General features: G+C 74.6%; 17 protein-coding genes. 4 read left to right on the forward strand and 13 right to left on the reverse strand.

All coding sequences use genetic code 11. The features are described from left to right. The 4 genes from AB0C76_RS02610 to AB0C76_RS02625 all read right to left on the reverse strand — a co-directional run. On the reverse strand, nt 1-453 hold a 453-nt coding region (locus AB0C76_RS02610), incomplete at its 3' end, for a hypothetical protein (RefSeq protein WP_359958497.1). Between the two features lie 97 nt (nt 454-550). Beyond that, nucleotides 551-994 carry a helix-turn-helix domain-containing protein gene (locus AB0C76_RS02615; RefSeq protein ID WP_359958499.1) on the reverse strand — a complete coding sequence of 148 codons (444 nt, stop codon included), beginning with the start codon at nt 992-994 and terminating at the stop codon, nt 551-553. A gap of 134 nt (nt 995-1,128) precedes the next feature. Continuing rightward, complete coding sequence (locus tag AB0C76_RS02620; protein WP_359958502.1) at nt 1,129-2,721, reverse strand: LCP family protein; 1,593 nt, start codon at nt 2,719-2,721, stop codon at nt 1,129-1,131. Beyond that, entirely contained in the window at nt 2,714-3,328 is a 615-nt protein-coding gene (locus tag AB0C76_RS02625) for a DUF6542 domain-containing protein (protein WP_359958505.1), read from the reverse strand. The genes AB0C76_RS02620 and AB0C76_RS02625 overlap by 8 nt, the downstream gene beginning before the upstream one ends. A gap of 270 nt (nt 3,329-3,598) precedes the next feature. Between AB0C76_RS02625 and AB0C76_RS02630 the strand changes: the two genes are divergently transcribed. Next, entirely contained in the window at nt 3,599-3,805 is a 207-nt protein-coding gene (locus AB0C76_RS02630) for an antitoxin (RefSeq protein WP_359958508.1), read from the forward strand. Nucleotides 3,806-3,953: 148 nt separating this feature from the next. Continuing rightward, nucleotides 3,954-4,553 (forward strand): lytic transglycosylase domain-containing protein, encoded by a 600-nt coding sequence (locus AB0C76_RS02635; protein WP_359958917.1) that lies wholly within the window; start codon nt 3,954-3,956, stop codon nt 4,551-4,553. A 31-nt stretch (nt 4,554-4,584) separates the two neighbouring features. On the opposite strand, the gene galE is transcribed toward AB0C76_RS02635, so the two are convergent. The 5 genes from galE to AB0C76_RS02660 all read right to left on the reverse strand — a co-directional run bounded on the left by galE (nt 4,585) and on the right by AB0C76_RS02660 (nt 10,259). After that, on the reverse strand, nt 4,585-5,607 hold the full coding sequence (gene galE / locus AB0C76_RS02640; protein ID WP_359958511.1) for a UDP-glucose 4-epimerase GalE: 1,023 nt from the start codon (nt 5,605-5,607) through the stop codon (nt 4,585-4,587). A gap of 106 nt (nt 5,608-5,713) precedes the next feature. Continuing rightward, nucleotides 5,714-6,349, reverse strand: coding sequence for a hypothetical protein (locus AB0C76_RS02645; protein ID WP_359958514.1), 636 nt, complete (start codon nt 6,347-6,349; stop codon nt 5,714-5,716). Nucleotides 6,350-6,454: 105 nt separating this feature from the next. Continuing rightward, a complete protein-coding gene (locus AB0C76_RS02650) occupies nt 6,455-8,683 on the reverse strand; it encodes an RICIN domain-containing protein (RefSeq protein WP_359958517.1) in 2,229 nt (742 codons plus the stop codon). Between the two features lie 206 nt (nt 8,684-8,889). Next, nucleotides 8,890-9,330, reverse strand: coding sequence for a hypothetical protein (locus AB0C76_RS02655; RefSeq protein ID WP_359958520.1), 441 nt, complete (start codon nt 9,328-9,330; stop codon nt 8,890-8,892). Between the two features lie 128 nt (nt 9,331-9,458). After that, the gene (locus tag AB0C76_RS02660) at nt 9,459-10,259 is read right to left on the reverse strand and encodes a sigma 54 modulation/S30EA ribosomal C-terminal domain-containing protein (protein ID WP_359958523.1); all 801 of its coding nucleotides are present in this window, start codon (nt 10,257-10,259) and stop codon (nt 9,459-9,461) included. Between the two features lie 345 nt (nt 10,260-10,604). Here AB0C76_RS02660 and AB0C76_RS02665 point away from each other — a divergent pair, with 345 nt between their 5' ends. Next, on the forward strand, nt 10,605-13,097 hold the full coding sequence (locus AB0C76_RS02665) for a cytochrome P450 (protein ID WP_359958526.1): 2,493 nt from the start codon (nt 10,605-10,607) through the stop codon (nt 13,095-13,097). A gap of 30 nt (nt 13,098-13,127) precedes the next feature. On the opposite strand, the gene AB0C76_RS02670 is transcribed toward AB0C76_RS02665, so the two are convergent. From AB0C76_RS02670 to AB0C76_RS02680, 3 genes are all read right to left on the reverse strand, one after another. After that, nucleotides 13,128-13,271, reverse strand: coding sequence for a DUF6126 family protein (locus AB0C76_RS02670; protein ID WP_359958528.1), 144 nt, complete (start codon nt 13,269-13,271; stop codon nt 13,128-13,130). A 78-nt stretch (nt 13,272-13,349) separates the two neighbouring features. Then, complete coding sequence (locus AB0C76_RS02675; protein WP_359958530.1) at nt 13,350-13,697, reverse strand: metalloregulator ArsR/SmtB family transcription factor; 348 nt, start codon at nt 13,695-13,697, stop codon at nt 13,350-13,352. A 287-nt stretch (nt 13,698-13,984) separates the two neighbouring features. Further along, nucleotides 13,985-15,124: a Gfo/Idh/MocA family oxidoreductase gene (locus AB0C76_RS02680; RefSeq protein WP_359958531.1), complete on the reverse strand. Its 1,140-nt coding sequence runs from the start codon at nt 15,122-15,124 to the stop codon at nt 13,985-13,987. Between the two features lie 103 nt (nt 15,125-15,227). Here AB0C76_RS02680 and AB0C76_RS02685 point away from each other — a divergent pair, with 103 nt between their 5' ends. Continuing rightward, nucleotides 15,228-15,869: a TetR/AcrR family transcriptional regulator gene (locus AB0C76_RS02685; protein ID WP_359958533.1), complete on the forward strand. Its 642-nt coding sequence runs from the start codon at nt 15,228-15,230 to the stop codon at nt 15,867-15,869. A gap of 9 nt (nt 15,870-15,878) precedes the next feature. Here AB0C76_RS02685 and AB0C76_RS02690 read toward each other — a convergent pair whose 3' ends face one another. Next, nucleotides 15,879-17,030, reverse strand: a complete 1,152-nt coding sequence (locus AB0C76_RS02690; protein WP_359958534.1) for a glycoside hydrolase family 3 N-terminal domain-containing protein — start codon at nt 17,028-17,030, stop codon at nt 15,879-15,881. Nucleotides 17,031-17,214 lie beyond the last annotated feature (184 nt).

Consider the following 17,214-nt stretch of genomic DNA (forward strand, 5'->3'; position numbering starts at 1 on the left):
ACGGACCTCGGGCACCACGACGTCCGGCTCGACCACCTCCGGGTCCACGACCTCGGGCTCGACGACCTCCGGCTCGACCACCTCCGGGTCCACGACCTCGGGCTCGACGACCTCCGGCTCGACCACCTCCGGGTCCACGACCTCCGGCTCGACGACCTCCGGCTCGACCACCTCCGGGTCCACGACCTCCGGCTCGACCACCTCGTCGGGCGGGCCGTCGTCCTCCTCGGGCACCCCGTCCGAAACGAAGGCGACGGCGACCACCACATCCCCGGGAACTCCGACGTCGACGGCCACGTGTCGGCCGCCCGGCACACCCGGCACGCTGCCGACGTGCCCGCCCACGGCGACCGCGTCCCTCAGGACGACGTCCGCGGGCACGACATCCGTCGGCACCACGACGCCGACGGTCCACACGCCGACGGCGACGTGCGCGACCACCGCCCCGTCCACGCTGCCACCCTGCGCAACGGCCTCGGCCCCAACCCCCTGATCGCGTGACTCCCCCGCTGCCACCGGCGGTTCGACCCGCCGGTGGCAGCGGCACGCCTCAGGGCAGCAGCACCCGGGTGTCGTCCGGCCCGAGCACCCGGCCGTCCGCCGCCCGCACCTCCACCGGCGCGACCGGCGCGCCGGACTCCCGCTCCACCAGGCGCGCGCGGGGCTCGTCGGCCCCGAAGAACCACTGGTCGCCCCACTGCCGCAGCGCCGTGACCACCGGGAACAGCGCGCGGCCCTTCTCGGTGAGCAGGTACTCCTGGTACGGGCTGCCGTCGGCGGCGGGCGCGAGCTCGAAGACGCCGTTCGCGACGAGGTTGGCGAGGCGCGCCGACAGGACGTTCTTCGCGAGGCCGAGGTTCTTCTGGAACTGCCCGAAGCGCCGCAGCCCGTCGAAGGCGTCGCGGACGATCAGCAGCGTCCAGCCGTCGCCGACGACGTCGAGCGGGCGGGCGACCGGGCAGGCCGACTCCTCGTGCGTGGTGCGCTTCGGCACGTCCGCCGCCCCTCCTCCTCGGTCGTTCCGGTCACCCAGGGTATCGGTTCCCCTCGAGACCGGCGGGCGTTCGGGGGCCGGCCGCGGGACGGCGGCCCCGGACTCCGGCCACCGCCCAGCGAACGCTCCGGCCGTCAGTCGACGCAGGGGATGCCGCCCGCCTTGACCGCCGGTCCCTGCATCGGGAGGCCGGCCGCCGGGTCGCCCGGATCGCCGGAGGGAGCGGCGGACGGCGGGGCACTGGGCGTGGCGGCGCGGGCGCTGCCCAGCGTGACCATGACGTGCCCGGCGGGCACGCCCGAGGCCGCCGTCGCGGTGACGCCGTAGCGGGCCGCGATCGCCTGGGCGTCGGCCTTGGCGCCGTTGCCGTACGTGACCGTGGTGGTCTTCGCCTTGCCCGTCGCGTCGCCCACCTTGCCCGCCGGGTAGCCGAGTTCGGTGAGCGCCTTGGACTCGTTGGCCGCCGCGCCGGGCCCGGCGGCCGTCACCGCGAGGACGTCGACGGTCGACTTGTCCTTGGCGGGCGTCGCCGCGGCCGTCGTGGGCGCGGCACTCGGGGCGGCGGCGTCCCCCGCGTCGGGCGCGGCCTGGACGGGCGCCGGGTCGCGGCTGAAGAGCTGCCGGGTGATCTTCTTGATCAGGTCCGGGTTGACGGTGTTGACCTCCTGGCCGCCGACCGTCTTGAACCCGGTGATCGGCAGGGTGTTGAACTCGACGTTGCCGCCGGTGAGGTTGGGCGCCTGCTGGGCGAAGTCGAGGATGTTCCACTCGTTGTCGATGACGACGTCCTTCTTCACCACCCCGAACAGCTTCTGCATCTGACCGAAGTCGTTGAGGATGCCCTGCTGCTTGAGCTTGTACTCGACCGAGGAGATGAACGCCTGCTGGCGGTGGGTGCGGTCGAGGTCGCCGTTGGTGAGGTGGTGGCGCTGGCGGACGAAGGAGAGCGCCTGGGCGGCGTTCAGCGAGCTGATGCCGGCGGGCAGTTTGAGCCCGGTGCCGCCGCCCTCGTGACTCGCGGTGCGGGCGATGATCGGGTCGTCGACCGGGTGGTTGAGGCAGACCTGGATCGGCTCGACCGCCTTGGCGATGTCGTAGAAGCCGATCAGGTTGACCTCGGCGAAGTGGTCGATCGGGACGTCCAGGAAGCTCTGCACCGTCTGGATGGTGGCCGAACGCCCCGCCTCACGGCTCTGCCGCTCCAGCTCCGCCTTGGAGAGCCCCTTGTTGGCGAGCTTCGCCTCGGCGGCCTCCTTGGCGATCCCGTACGCCTCCTTGATCTTGTGCATCTTGCCGTCCGCGCCGACCGTCTGCACGTAGTCGTCGCGCGGGACGGACAGCGCGGTGACCTTGCCGCCGTTGGCCGGGATGTGCAGGACGATCAGCGCGTTGGTGTTGTACCCGCCGATCTCGCTCGACCCGGCGTGCAGCTCGTCCTCGACGAACTGCTTCGGCAGGTCGTTGCCGTCCATGTCCTTGCGGCTGTCGAGGCCGATCAGCAGCAGGTTCACCGACTTGTCGAGGTGCGGCGGGGCGTTCTTCTTGGCCTCGCCGAGCGCGCCGGACTTGGTCATGCCGTCGTCGAGGCTGCGGTACTCGTACCACGTGAAGCCGCTCGCCCCGAGCACGGCCACCGAGACGGCGCAGGCGATGGTGCGGGCCGCGACCGCCAGCGGCGCCGGTCCGCTGCGCGGGGCCCGCCCGCGCGGGGTCCTGCGGTCAGCCACGTCGACTCCTCCGGTTGCCGTCGGGTGCCCCGCCGCCACCGGCCGGGGCCTCCGGCTGCCGGCCCTCCGGCCGCCGTCGTTCGACCACGGCCTTGGCCACGATCACCACGAGCGCCGCCACCACCGCCGCCGCCATCACCGGGAACGCCCCGACGACCCAGCGCAGCGCGCCCGTGCCGAGCTGCTTGGTGTTCTGGTAGTTGTCACCGTTGAACACGTACTCCGTGGCGGAGGCCGTGACCAGCACCACGAGCGGCGCGCCGGTCACCACCCACCAGCGGCCCGCCGGGCTGCACAGGAGCGCGGCGAGCCCCGTGCCGAGGACTGCGGCCACGGCGAAGAAGATGCCGACTCCCGGGCCGCCCAGCTCGTCCGCCACGGCGCCGGCCAGCGGCAGGCCGATCGCCAGCACGACCGCCACGAGGCTTCCGCGCTTCTGCGCCTGCTGCTTGCGCCGCGCGGCGGCGTTCGCGCGCTGGCCCCGCGGGCCGCCCGCCGGAGTCTGCTCGCCCGCGCCCGCCGGACGCGACCGCTGTGCGGGGACGGCGGCGTCGTCGGGGCGCGGCCCGGCCTCCTGGTACGGCGTTCTCGCCCGCTGCCCGGCCATGCGCACTTCCCTCGATCGTTTCGGCTGCCGCGGCGCGAGCGCGCCGCTCTGCGTGCCGGGACGCGGAGCGTCCAGGCAGCGGTTCCCACTTCTACAGCGCTGTAGAAGTGGGACTGGAGCATACAAACCCATTTCGGCAAAGTCACCCGCCGCGCTCCGCACGGGCGAACCACCCGGTGGCCGTCGCTAGGATCGTCATGATCCGAACGATCATGCCCCCCGCCACGTCGGCACATCAACAGGAACGCATCAGAGGAGCAGAGCGTCACCATGTTTGAGAGTCTGAAGAACCTCGCGGACAAGGCCACCGACCTCGCCCGCGAGCACAGCGACGTGATCGGGCAGGGTCTGGACAAGGTCGGCGACGCCATCGACGACCGGACGGACGGCAAGTACAGCGGCCACATCGACACCGGTGTCGAGAAGGCCAAGGACTTCCTCCGCAACCTCGACGGCGAGCAGAAGCCGGGCGAGTAGCACCCGCCGGACAGGCGTCCACCTGCACGGACATCGAACGGAATTCCGGACGGACGGGGAGGGGCCGGCAACAGTGAGCGAAGAACAGGGCGGACCGCGCTGGGGACGCTGGATCGCCGTCGGCCTCGTGGTCGCCGTCGGCTGGGGCATGATCCGCGGCGGCGACCACCCCGGTGCACCGGCCGCCCCGCCCTCCGCACCCTCGGTCTCCTCCTCGTCCGCCGCGTCCGCCCCTTCATCGCCCCCTGCGCCGTCCTCCCCGCGGGACTACGACCCCGCCGACTACGCGAAGCCCGTCCGCGAGTACGCGGCCCAGGCGGGCGTGAACCCGCAGCTCGTGATGGCGATCCTCTACAACGAGTCCTACAAGCCGCACGACCCCGACCTGGAACGCGCCTGGCAGCGCAGCAAGCCCGACGCCTCCTTCGGCATCGCCAACATGCACCGCGCCGCGTTCGACGACACCAAGAAGGGCCGCGACTTCGCCTCCCGCCGCTGGGAGGAACTCCCCGACGACCGCAACCTCGCCGTCCAGGCCGAGTCCTGGCACCTGCGCGACCTCGCCGACCAGCTCCCCGCCAAACCCACCGGCCCCTACACCCGCGACGAACTCCTCGCCCTCGGCTACAACACCGGCTCCTCCAACATGCTCGCCTTCGCCCGCGGCGCCAGACCGGGCTCGCAGGCGCAGTCGTACCTCGACCGCCTCCACGACAACTGGCAGAAGTCGGCGGATGCGGTGAAGTGACCGGCGGGCCCGGGTAGCCGAACCCGGGCCGTCAGGGAGCGGTGGTGCTCAGGTGGGTGGTCCACTTGGCTCGCCAGGCCAGGGCGTCGGCGACGGCTTCGGTGATGGTGCGGCGCGGGGTCCAGCCGAGGAGGGATTCGGCGGTGTCGACGGCGGCGTAGCAGCCGATGACGTCGCCCGGGCGGGGGCCGGCCTCGCGGACGTCGAGGCGGGTGCCGACGGCGGCTTCGAAGGCGGCGACCAGTTCGCGGACGGTGGTGCCCTCGCCGGTGCCGACGTTGACGACGCGGTAGCGCTCGGCGGCGGCCGGGGCGATCACCTCGTCGAAGCGCAGGAGGGCCGCCACGTGGGCGTCGGCGACGTCCTGGACGTGGATGTAGTCGCGGATGCCGGAGCCGTCGCGGGTCGCCCAGTCGGTGCCGGTGACGGTGAACGGGGTGCCGTCGCCGTGGGCCTCGATCAGCTTGCCGAGGGCGTGCGAGGGGTGGAGGTCCTGGAGGCCGGTGCGCAGCTGCGGGTCGGCGCCGATCGGGTTGAAGTACCGCAGGGTGATGACGCGCTGGTCCTCGGCGTCCTCGCCGCGGGTCCAGTCCTGGAGGATGCGTTCCATCATCTGCTTGGTGCGCGCGTACGGGCTCTGGGCGTCGACGGCGCAGGTCTCGTCGACGCGGCCGTCCGGGGTGGGCGCGTAGATGGAGGCCGAGCTGCTGAAGACGACGCGGGTGCAGTGGTGGCGCTGGAGGGAGTCGAGGAGTTCGACGGTCTTGGCGACGTTCTCCCGGTAGTAGTACAGCGGCTTGGCCACCGACTCCGGGACGACGATCCGGGCCGCGCAGTGCAGGGTGGCGTCGATGTCGGGGTGCTCGGCGAACACGCGGTCGAGGAGCTCGGGGTCGGCGATGTCGCCCTGGTAGAAGATCCGGTCCTCGACGAATTCGGCCCGGCCCTTGGACAGGTCGTCCAGCACGACCGGGGTCACTCCCCGGTCGAGCAGCGTGGACGCGACCGTGCTGCCGATGTAGCCCGCTCCGCCGGTGATGAGGACCTTCTTCATAGGCTGTGCTCGCTTTCGTCCGTCCGGCCGCCGGGTGGCGGCCGGTCCTGAGAGCAGGGACGGCGGCGCGGAGCGGACGGTTCCACCACGTACCGTGGCGGCAAGGTCAGCGGCGGGCGGCGCGGGCGCGGAGCCAGTAGCCGACGGCGACGAGGACGACGGCCGCGGTGGCGGTGCCGATGGCGGCCCAGGTGGTCGCGTCCGAGGTGGTCTCGTGAGCCGGCGGCGCGGCGGCGTGGGCGGCTTCGGGGGCGGCGACGGCCGTGGGGGCGGCGCTGCTGACGACCGGTGAGACGGACGGCGGGAGGGACGGCGGGAGGGACGGCCCGGCCGGGGCGGGGCCGGTCATCGCCGGGGCCGGGTCGGTGATCGCGGCCGCCTCGACGTCGAGTTCGCGCTCGCCGTGCCCGAGCGACGGGAACGCACAGTCGACGGTGACCTTCCAGTGCCCGGCGGGCAGCGTCTCGCGCGTCGTGTACGTCCCGGGGCGGCCCGGGACGGCGACGAGCACCCACGGGCCGGCCGAGCGGCCGTCGCCGGAGGTCGCGGCGAGCGTGCCGGCGAACTCGTCGACGACCGGGTCGCGGTCGTTCTCGAAGGTGGCGACGGTGGTCACGTGGCCGTTCTGCTGGCCGGGGATCTCCAGGTGGACGGTGTCGCCGTGGGCGGAGGCGGGGAGGGCGGCGAGGCCGAGGGCGGTCACGGCGAGCGCGGGGGCGGCGAGGAGCGTTCGGGTGCGCATGGCGGGGTTCCTCGTGGGGGTGGGGCGTGCGGGGGAAAACGGGTGCGGGTGCGGCCGCCACCACCGGTGAGGTGGTGGCGGCCGCACCCGGGATCCTCAGGGGACTCAGGCGGTCTTCTGCAGCGACCAGTTCTGGTACGGCTGGCCGTTCGGCTGCTGGAGCTCCAGCAGCCAACCACCGTAGTACCAGCGGTCGCTGACCCCGAGCACCAGCGAGCTGCCGGCCGCGGTCAGGCTGAACCCGCCGCCGGAGGAGGTGAGTTGCCACTTCTGGGTGGCGGCGTCGGAGCACGGCTGCTGTGCGACGTACTGGCCGGCGACCGGATCGCCGCCCAGCTGCAGGCACTTGTCGGAGCGGACGGACTTGATCCGCACCGCGCCGTCGCCGGCGTCCTCGAACGCCCACTTCTGGTTGGCGTAGCCGGTGCGCTGGTAGGCGATGGCGACGGTGCCGTCGTTCATCGAGCTGCCCCACAGGTCGGCGGCCTGGCCGGTGAGGCCGTTGACCATCGTGTAGTGGGTGCCGGGCTGCGGGCGTCCGGCGTCGGCGGCGGTGCGGAAGGTGACGGTGCGGCCCGGCTTGCCGACGGACCCGGCGGCGTCGCGGACGGCGACCGCGACGCTGTACGAGGTGCCGGGGGCGAGGCGGACGAGGCCGACGACGGTGGCGCGGACGGTGCCGATGGTCTGGCCGCCGAGCAGGACGTCGTAGCCGGCCGCGTTCGGGACGCCCGGCCAGCTCAGCATGACCGAGTTCTGCGTGATCTGGCTTACCGTCACATCAGGCGAGCCGGTGCCGGCGGTGGGGGTGCCGGTCGGGGTCGGGGTCGCGGTCGGGCTGCCGGTGGCGGTCGCCGTCGGGGAAGGCGAGCCGGTCGTGCCGCCGCCGGGCGTCGGGGACGGCGACGCGGTCCGGGTGGGCGAGGCGGTCGGGGACGGCGTGGGAGTGGCGGTCGGCGACGGGTTGGGGTTGGGGCCGGTGCCACCGCCGTTGCCGGTGATCAGGAAGCGGTTGTTGGCGACGTTCCAGTGCGAGGAGAGGTAGCTGCCCGGCTTCGGGTCGGTGCTGTAGTAGTCGTCGTGCGTGCAGTCGAGCCGGTCGTAGTGCGAGCGGTCCGGGCAGACGAGCTTCATCTGCGGGTAGTACGGGTAGTCCGAGTAGCACATCAGGTCGTAGTCGTAGACGCAGTGGCCGCCCTTGCTGGTGCTCGGCGCGCTGTTGTTCACCGCGCCCAGGTTGTGGCCCAGTTCGTGCGCCGCGGTGTGCCCGCCCCAGCAGCCCGAGTCCGTCCGGCCGTACGAGGGACCGAAGTTGCTGAGGTTGTCCTGGCCGGGGCGCTCGTCGCCGGCGAAGGTGCCGATGCCGCAGTACACCTTGGCATCGGTGAACATCATGTACTTGCGGTCCTTGCGGTTGAACCCCTGCGCGGCGAGGGCGTTGTTGCTCGCGTTGAAGTCCTGGAGCGCCGCGTCGGAGATCTGCACGTTCAGCACGGACGCGGAGCAGTCGGAATCGGTGACGAAGCGGACGTGCCGCGCGCCGCCGGTCTCCTGGGCGCTCGCGTTGTAGATGACGTCGACGTCGGCGGCCCACTTCTTGAAGGAGGCCAGGTACTGGGCGTAGCGGTCGTTGCCGGGGGCGTGGACGTACACCACCTGGATGCGGTTGCCGCTGCTGCCGTCACCCTCGCACACCACGGACGAACCGCCGGACGCGGCGGGGGTGGTCTGCTGGGGGGCACCGGCCGGGTCGCCCAGCAGCGCCTTCTGGCCTGCGTCGAGGACCGGCGCGGCGCCCTTCAACAGGTCGGCGGCGGACGGGGGCTGGGCGTTGGCGGACGGGGTGAGCACCGGCGCCTGGGCGGCCGCGGCGGCCACCGGCGCGACGTCCTTGTGGATGTCGACGTCCTTCGGCGGGGCGTCCGGGCCGTGGCTGCACAGCTGACCGCCGGAGACCTGGAGCGACCCGGCGCAGCGGTCGCCGTTCGGCAGGGTCAGACCGGCGTAGACCAGGCCGCGGTCGGGCTGGTCCTTGGGTATCTCCTTGAGCGGAGCGGCCTTCTGGTCGCGCTTGGGCGCGGGGGCCTGGGTCGCGCCCTCGGCGGTCCCGGTCTCGCCGCTGCCGTCGTCGGACACCACACCCGCCTGGTTGCCCAGGACCGGACCGTCCGCCGAGACCGTGGCGTTGGTGCGGCCGCCCGCCGGTTCGAGCGCCGTCGAGATGCCGAGCGCACCCGCGACCAGGCCGGCGGCGACCGCCGCGGCGATCAGCGTCGTCCTGCGGGTGAACCGCCTGCGCCTGCGTCGACGGAGCTCCGTGCTGCGGTGTCCCATCGCGTTCCTTTCCTCGTGCGACGGCCCGCGCCCCCGTGGTGACGGGCGCCGGGCCTTCCGACACGTGGGAGACCGGATGGGACGGGTGGGAATAACAGAAACTTCTTTCGAAAATCTTCGGGACGCGTGAACGGGCCCTGATCGCGGGCGGCATCAGCCCACGTCAGGCGGCTTCGGACGGCCTCAGGCGACGGCTTCGGACGGCCTCAGGCGGCGTGCGCAGCCCGCCGCACGGCCGGACCCGGGTCCTGCCGGACCGCACCCCGGCCGCAGCGCAACCGGGCGAGGGCGACGGCCAGCGCCGCCGGGTCGCCACCGAGCCAGAGCCGCAGGGCCGCGGACAGCGCGGAGCTGGCCGGGCCCGCCGCCGGGCCGCCCGTCCGGGAGATCCGCTCGCCCAGCAGCGGCAGCAGGTCGGCGACCGGTGCCGGCAGCCACAGCGTCACGGCACAGGGCGCGGGCCGGGCGAGCACGCGCCGCAGCCGGCGGGCGGCGGCGTCGCCGTCCAGGGCGGTGATGACGTCCAGCAGGCCGTCCACCGCCACGTCGGAGACGTCCCCGCCGCGGTCGCGTGCCAGGGAACGCAGCAGGGCCCGCTCCGCGGCGCTGATCCGGACGGTCACCATGACCTCGTCGTCGCAGTCCATGTGATCCCAGTTCCCGTCTCGTGGCGTCGGACCGGTTCGGTGGCGGAGCGGCGTACGGGGGGATTCCTGCCCCCCGGCCGTCCCGCCCTCACCTCCCGGGCCCCAGCTTCGTGTAGGCACGGTGCAGATCACACCGAGCCGTCCCGGCGGCCGGCGTCGGGCACGGGCGCGATCAGCCCGTAGTGGCCGTCGTAGCGGCGGTACAGCACCCGGCCACGGCCGTCACCGGGGTCGGTGTGGAAGACGAACGGCCGCCCGGTCAGCCAGAGTTGCCGGGCCGCCTGGCGCAGGTCGAGACAGGGCGCCGGCTCCGGGTGCTCGTCGAGCGGGAGGGTCTCGCAGACGGCGCCGCCCTCGGTCCGCAGCGCCCGCAGCAGCCCGATCCCGCCCAGCGGCGAGTGGCGGTGGACGACGCTGTCCTGGCCGCTGCCCTCGTCGGTGAAGAGGTGGAACCCGCGGTCGAGCCTGAGCATGTCGCGCGCGGCCTGCTCGGGGGTGCGCAGCGCCGGGACGACCGGTTTGCGCCGGGCGATCCGCCGCTCGGCGAGCGGCCGGGCGGCGAACTGCGGGCGGTAGGCGCTCTCGTGGACGGCGGCGAGCCCGATGTGGCCGTGCTCGCGCAGCCGCCCGGCCCGGCCGGTGAGGGTGCCGAGCGCCAGGTCGACGGCCTCCCGGGCCGTGACGGCGGCGAGTTGCACCCGCACCGGCCCGACCTCGTCGAGCTCCACGCCGGCCTGCGCCACGGCGGGCCGGCCGACGCCCCGGTCGCGCAGGCGCGTGAGCCGCACCCGGGCCGAGCGCGTGCCCGGGCCGAGCACGGCGACCAGGTCCAGCGCCCGGGTCCGGACGTACTCGGCGTCCTCGCGCGGCAGTTCGCCGCGGATCTCGACGCGCACGTCGAGCGCGGGCCGGCGGCGCAGACGGGTCATCAGGGAACCTCCTTGTCCGCCACCATGCTGGACCCGCCCGCGGCCGACCGGCGAGGGCCGAAAGACCCTGCCCGCGGGGCACGCCCGGGCGCACCGGCGCACCGTCGTCACCGCAGGTCGCGGCGGCCGTGCGGGCCGGCCGCCGGGGACGCGCGGGCGGGTGTCGCCGATGGCCCGTTGGGGTGATCCGCCCGCGCGCGGCGCAACGCCCGTGCGAACGGCGCGTTTCCTATGGCGTGCGCCCCGCACGCGGGGCCCGCGCTGACCGGGTCCCCGCCTCCCGGCCGACGCGACGGCGCATCCCGCGGTACCGCCGCACCGGCCCATCTGGTGAGAGGTAGTGTCATGACCCTGACGACGGAGACACTCGCGACGAGCAGCACACCGGCGGCGAGAAGGACGGCGGCGGCCCCGGGGACGCCGAGAGCAGCCGCTCCACCGAAGGCCACTCCACCGACAGCCACGGGAGCCCCCTCCCCCGCGGCCGTCCCGCCGCTCGCCCCCGGCGCGCTCCCCGGCCTCGGCCACGCGGCCGCCCTGCTGCGCGACCCGCTCGGCTTCCTCGGCTCGCTGGCCCGCCACGGCGGCGTGGTCCGCATCCGGCTCGGCCCGCGCACCGTCTGCGTGGTCACCGACGCGGCGCTCGTCCACGCGCTGCTCACCGCCCACGCCCACGACTGCCCGCGCGGCGCCGTCCAGGACACCCTCAGAACAGCCTTCGGCGACGGCCTGCTGATGTCGGAGGGCCAGGCCCACCGCGACCGCCGCCGGGTGATCCAGCCCGCCTTCGGCGCGGACCGGATGGCCGGGTACGTCGCCGTCATGCACCGGGTCACCGAGGAGCGGGCCGCCCGCTGGCGGCCCGGTCAGGTCCTCGACGTGGCCAAGGAGATGAACCACCTCGCGCTGGAGATCGTCACCCGCTCCCTGTTCGACGCCCGGCTCAGCGAGGACGCCACGCTCGCCTTCCACCGCGCGCTGCCGGACCTGGTCAAGGGCCAGATCGTCCAGTCGCTCTACCCCCACCCGGCCATGGCCCGGCTGCCGCTGCCCGTCAACCGGCGCTTCGACGAGGCCGTCCGGGTGCTCAACCGGGTCGTCGACCAGGCCGTCAACGGCCGGACGGCGGAGGGCGATCCGGCCAACGGCGATCCGGCCGGCACGCTGCCCGCCGTGCTGCGCGCCGCGACCGACCCGGCCACCGGCCGTCCGCTCACCGAGGCCGACGTGCGCTCCGAGGCCATCACCATGTTCGGCGCCGGGACGGAGACCGTCTCCACCACCCTCACCTGGCTGATCGACGAGCTCCTGCGCCACCCCGAGGTGGAGGCCCGTGTCCTCGCCGAGCTGGACGAGCACCTGCCGACCGGCACCGTCCCCACGCCCGAGGCGCTCGCCCGCCTCACGTACACGCGCGCCGTCGCCCAGGAGGCGGTGCGGCTGCACGCGCCCAACGCGTTCCTGATGCGCACCGCGCAGGTGCCCGTCGAGCTCGGTCCGTACCGGATCCCGGCCGGCACCGAGCTGCTGTACAGCCTCACCGCGCTGCACCGCGACCCGGTCCGCCACCCGGACCCGCTCGCCTTCCGCCCCGAGCGGTGGCAGGACGGCGGCGCCGGGCGGCAGTCCTACCTGCCGTTCGGCGCGGGCAAGCACAAGTGCATCGGCGAGGCCTTCGCGTGGGCCGAACTGACCGTCGCGACGGCGGCGATCCTGCGCCGCTGGCGGCCGGTGGCCGTCCCCGGCGCGCCGGCCCGCGAGGTGGTCTGGACGACCGTCCAGGCGCACGGGCTGCGGGTCCGGCTGGCGCCGCGCGAGAGCGGCCGGGGTCGGCAGGAGACCGCAGCGGGCCGGTGTCCGGCCGACCCGCGCCGGCCCGCGGACCAGCCCGTGGACCAGCCCACCGACCAGCCCGCCCTGCGACCTGCCGCGCACCCCGTGCGCCGACCCGCCCGCCCGGCCGCCGAACTGGCCGCGGCCACCGCCCGGCACGCCGACTGGGCGGTCGACCGCGGCCTTCTCACCCGTGCCGAGCTCCCCCGCTACCAGGCCTACACCCTGCCGGAGTTGATCGGCCACGCGTACCCGCGCGCCCGGGGCGCCGACCTCGACCTCCTGATCGACGTCCTCGGCTGGTTCACCATCCTCGACGACAGCTTCGACGGCTCGCCCGGCCGCCGGCCCGCCGAGGCCCGGGCGATCGTCGACCCGCTGATCGCCGTGCTGGACGGCACGGCACCGGCCGTCGGGGACGACCCGCTCACCGCCGCCTGGCACGAACTGTGGCATCGCCAGACGGAGTCGGCCTCCCCCGCCTGGCGCGCCCGCGCCGCCCGCGAGTGGCAGGCCTGCCTCGCGACCTTCCCCGCCGAGGCCGTGCACCGCGCCCACGGCACCGTCCCCCGGCTCGGCCTGGCCGAGACGATGCGGCTGCGCCGCCACGGCAGCTGCCTCTACCCGTTCATGAACATACTGGAACGCGTCCACGGCGCCGACGCCCCCGCCGCGTTGCACGCCGAACCCGTCCTGCACCGGCTGCGCGCCCACACCGCCGACGCCGCCACGCTGATCAACGACCTCTACTCGCTGCGGCGGGAGGAGCGCCAGGGCGCCGCCGCCTTCAACACCGTGCTCACGCTGCAGCGCCTGCGGGGCTGCACCCGCACGCGGGCCGTCGGCGCGGTCCGCGCCCGGGTCGCGCAGTTGCGCAACGAGAGCGCGCTGTTGCGCCGCGAGCTGCTGCGGCGGCACCCGGAGAGCGACTGGTACCTCGACGGCACCCGGGAACTCGTCGAGGGCGTCCAGGCCTGGACGAGCACCAGCCGCCGTTACCACTAGCCGGCGGACGGTCGGGACGGAGCTCTTCGGCTACTTCCGGCCGCCGAGCGCGAACAGCAGCAGGACGAAGCCGGCGAACAGGTGCGTGGCGAAGACGTAGATGCCGGCACGGATGAGCATCGCCTTGCGGCGGCGCTGCTCCTCGCTCGTGCTGTCGGGCGTGCTCTCACTCATGGCGGCGGGTTCTCCTCGGGTGGAACGGTCTGCGGTCCGGGCGCGCGCGAGGGCCGGACGGAACGACTGCCGGGCGCCTCAGCGGCCCGGCAGCGCCGCCCCGGGCGCGCGCAGTTCGGTGAGCAGCGCGCCCTGGTCGGTGATCAGCTCGGTCAGGATCCGCCGCGCGGCCCGCAGCAGGTCTGCGACGTCCGGGGTGCTGAGCGCGTACACCACGGTGTTGCCCTCGCGGGTGGCCGTGACCAGCTGGGTGCGGCGCAGCACCGCGAGCTGCTGGGAGAGGTTGGACGGCTCGACCTCGATCTCGGCCAGCAGCTCGCGGACCGGCCGGGGGCCGTCCTGGAGGAGCTCCAGCACCCGGATCCGGACCGGGTGGCCGAGCGTGCGGAAGAACTCCGCCTTGGCCTGGTACAGCGGGACGGGCATCGTCCGCTCCCTCCCTCGTGTGCGGCTGGGTCGACGGCCGGGTGCGGGCGCACGGCCGGCAAGCATCATCCTTGGAGATGAAGAATTCTTCAAGTCGTCACAGCATCGGCGCAAGGTCGCGACGGCATCGAAACGGCCCCGAAGGGGCGCGGCCACCCCGGACGCGGCCGCGGAGGCCGAGCCGGGCGCTGCCAACTCCCGAGCTCGGCCGCCGAAGTGACGTGTCGTCAGAACACTACAGGCAGATCCGCCGCCACCGGAGGGGAGAACCGGGAAATGGGACGGCCCTACGGCCGGACCAGAACCCGCCGGGCACCGCCCGCGTCGGCCGAACGCCTGATCGCGTCGAGCAGGCGGTGCACCCGCACGCCCTCGCCGAAGTCGGGCGCGCCGTGCTCGCCCGACCGGAGGTCGCGGGCCAGCCGGGCGTACAGCCGGGCCACGTTGAAACCCTCGGCGTCGCGGCCGATCCCGGGCAGCCGGTACCGGTCGGGGAGCGGCACCGCCCGGAAGGCACCGCCGGGGGCGTCCGCCCGCAACAGGCGCAGCTCGCCGATCTGGATGCCGGCCGGGCCGCCGGGACCGGTCGAGACGATCGCCAGGGCGCCCTCGGTGCCCGTGACCTCCAGGCGCGTCCCGGCCTCCACGCCCTCGGCGTCCTGGACGGTGACCGACAGGCGGGCGCCGCCGGCGAGGGTCCCGTCGAGGTGCAGCCGGTCGGGACCGGTCGCGACGACCGTGGCGCCGGTCTCGGCGACGGTGTACTCGGACCGGGAGACGGATGTGACCGCCGCCAGGTCCTCGATCCCGCCGAGCACGTGCTGCACCGCGTCGAGCGTGTGCCCGCCCGCGACCTCCAGGGTCCCCGCACCGGCGGCACCGTCGAGCGTGTAGGCAGCCCAGCCCGGAATCAGCCCTCCCGCGCCCTTGCCTCGGGCGGCGTGGACGGTCGCCGAGGCGACGCGCCCGAGGCCGCCACCGGCGATCAGCTCGCGGGCATGGGCGAGCGCCGGGGCGTACCGCGCCTGGAGCCCGATCACGTGGTGCACGCCGGCACTGCGGGCCGCCGCCGCGAGCGCCTCCGCCTCGCCGGTGGTCCGGGACAGCGGCCACTCGCAGTACACGTGCTTGCCGGCCGCCAGTGCGGCCCCGACCAGCTCGACGTGCGCGGACACCTTCACGGTGACGACGACCAGGTCCACGTCGGGGTGCTCGGCCAGCCGCCCGGCGTCCGTGAAGGCGTGCGCCGCACCGAAGGCGCGGGCCGCCGCCCGGGCGCTCTCCGGGCGACTGGTGCCGACCGCGGTGATCTCGTACTGCGACAGCGCCCGCAGCGCGGGCAGGTGCGCCCGGACCGCCCACCCCCGGTCGGGGTTCGCCCCGAGGATGCCGACCCGGATCTTCCGCGGTTCCACGACAGGTGCCACGACAAGCCCCCAACCCTTAAACGGACAGACCTTGTCCGCTTGACCTGTCGGGGACTCTAGCCAAGCGGACAGGATTGGTCCAGTTAGCGGCTAGGATCGGCCCATGAACGCACCGCCGAACGCGCCGTCGCCGGCCCAGCGCGACAGCACCGTGGAACGCCTGCTCGCCGACGCGTCGGGCCGGCTCCCGCGCGCCGACGCCCGGCGAAACGTCGAACGCCTCGTGGCGGCCGCCAGAACCGCCGTGGCCGAGGTCGGCGTCGGCGTCTCGGCCCACGAGATCGCCCGCCGGGCGGGCGTCGGCGTCGGCACCTTCTACCGGCGCATCCCCTCGCTGGAGGTGTTGCTCGAAGCGCTGCTCGACGAGCTCCTGGGCGAGATCGCGGACCGCGCCGACGACGCCCTGACCGACCCCGACCCCTGGCACGGGTTCTGCGGGTTCGCGGCGGCCTACGTAGGGCTGCGCGCCGAGAGCTGCGGCATCGGCGAGGCGCTCGGCGGGGCCTGCGGGGACTCGCTCGCCCGGCAGCTGGCGGACCTGCGGGGCCGGATCCGGCAGCTCGTCGAACGCGCCCAGGAGACGGGCGCGATGCGCGCGGACGTCGCGTGGGAGGACGTCCCGTTCCTGCTCGCCGCCGCCGCGACCGGCGAACGCACCCTGGGCCTCCGGGCCCACGAGCAGCAGTGGGAGCGCAATCTGCGCATCATCCTCGACGGGCTGCGCGCCGCACCGCCCGCGCCCTGAGGCCGGCCGTCAGTCGAGTGCGGCGCGCAGGCCCGTGATGCGGGCGAGGGAGGCGTCGAAGGCCGCCCGGTCCAGCCGGCCCGAGTCCAGGGCGGCGGCGACCGCGGCGGCCGCGTCCTCGCCCTGCTGCGGGTCGCGGGCCGAGCACAGCAGGAGGTCCATGCCGGCGTCGGCGGCCGCGACGGCGCGGGCGCCGGTGTCGCCGTACGGGGTGAGGGCGCCGGCTTCGAGGGCGTCCGTCACCGTGACGCCGCCGAAGCCCAGGCGCTCCCGGAGCTCGCCCCGCACGATCGCGGGCGACAGGCCCGCCGGGCGCTCGGCGTCGAGTGCCGGGTAGACCGCCCAGGAGGCCATGACCAGGCGCACGCCCGCCGCGATCGCCGCCCGGTACGGCTCCTCGCCGCGGGCCCGCAGCTCGGCGAGCGGCACGGGCAGGGTGACCGGGCGCTCGTCGGTGTTCTCGTCCCGGGCGGCCGAGCCGAGACCGGGGAAGTGCTTCGCGGTGGCGGCGACCCCGAGACCCTGCTGCGCGGCGGCGAAAGCGCTGCCCAGCCGGCCCACCACGGCCGGGTCCCGGCCGTACGAGCGCTCGTGGCGGTCGATGAAGTTGCCCGGGGTGTCGTAGACGTCCAGCACGGGGGCGAGGTTGACGTTCAGGCCGGACTCCGCGAGGTTCTCCCCCGCGCCGACGCCCGAGCGGGCCGCCTCGGCGAGCGGGTCGGGCGACAATCCGGTGGCGCGGGCCGAGAGTTCGGGCGCACCGGGCAGCCGGCGGACCTTGCCGCCCTCCTGGTCGGTCATCAGCAGAAGCGGCTCCGGCACCGGCGACTCCGCCGCAGCCTCCCGCAACTGGCCGACGGCTTCCGCCAGTTGTTCCGGGCTGGTGACGTTCTCGCCGAACAGGATCACTCCGGCCGCCCGGCCCTCGCGGATCGCCCGGAGCACCACGGGCGACGGGGTCGGCCCCTGGTAGGAGTAGACGATCCGGCGGCCGGCGAGCAGTCGGGAGTCGAGCGTGGACGGCATGGCGGCGCTCCTCTCCACCGGACCTGACGCGCGGGCCGGCACCGGCACCGAGCCGGCCGGGACGACCGGCCCGAGCGCAGCGGCCAGGGCCGAGAGCACCGCCACGAGCTGGGCGGAACGCCGGAGCGGGGACATCGGGCCTCCCGGAACGGGACGGACGGGAACGGGACGGACTCCGCACGCGGGGAGCGCGTACGGTTCGTCAGCGTACCCAGATCATCGCCCACATGACGGTGCGCGCCGCCGTCACGCTTCGGCAGCCGCGACCGCACGTTCGGCGCGGCGGGCGGCGGCCGACAACAGGATCTCCGAGGCCAGG

Source organism: Kitasatospora sp. NPDC048722, assembly GCF_040650235.1.
Lineage (GTDB): Bacteria > Actinomycetota > Actinomycetes > Streptomycetales > Streptomycetaceae > Kitasatospora.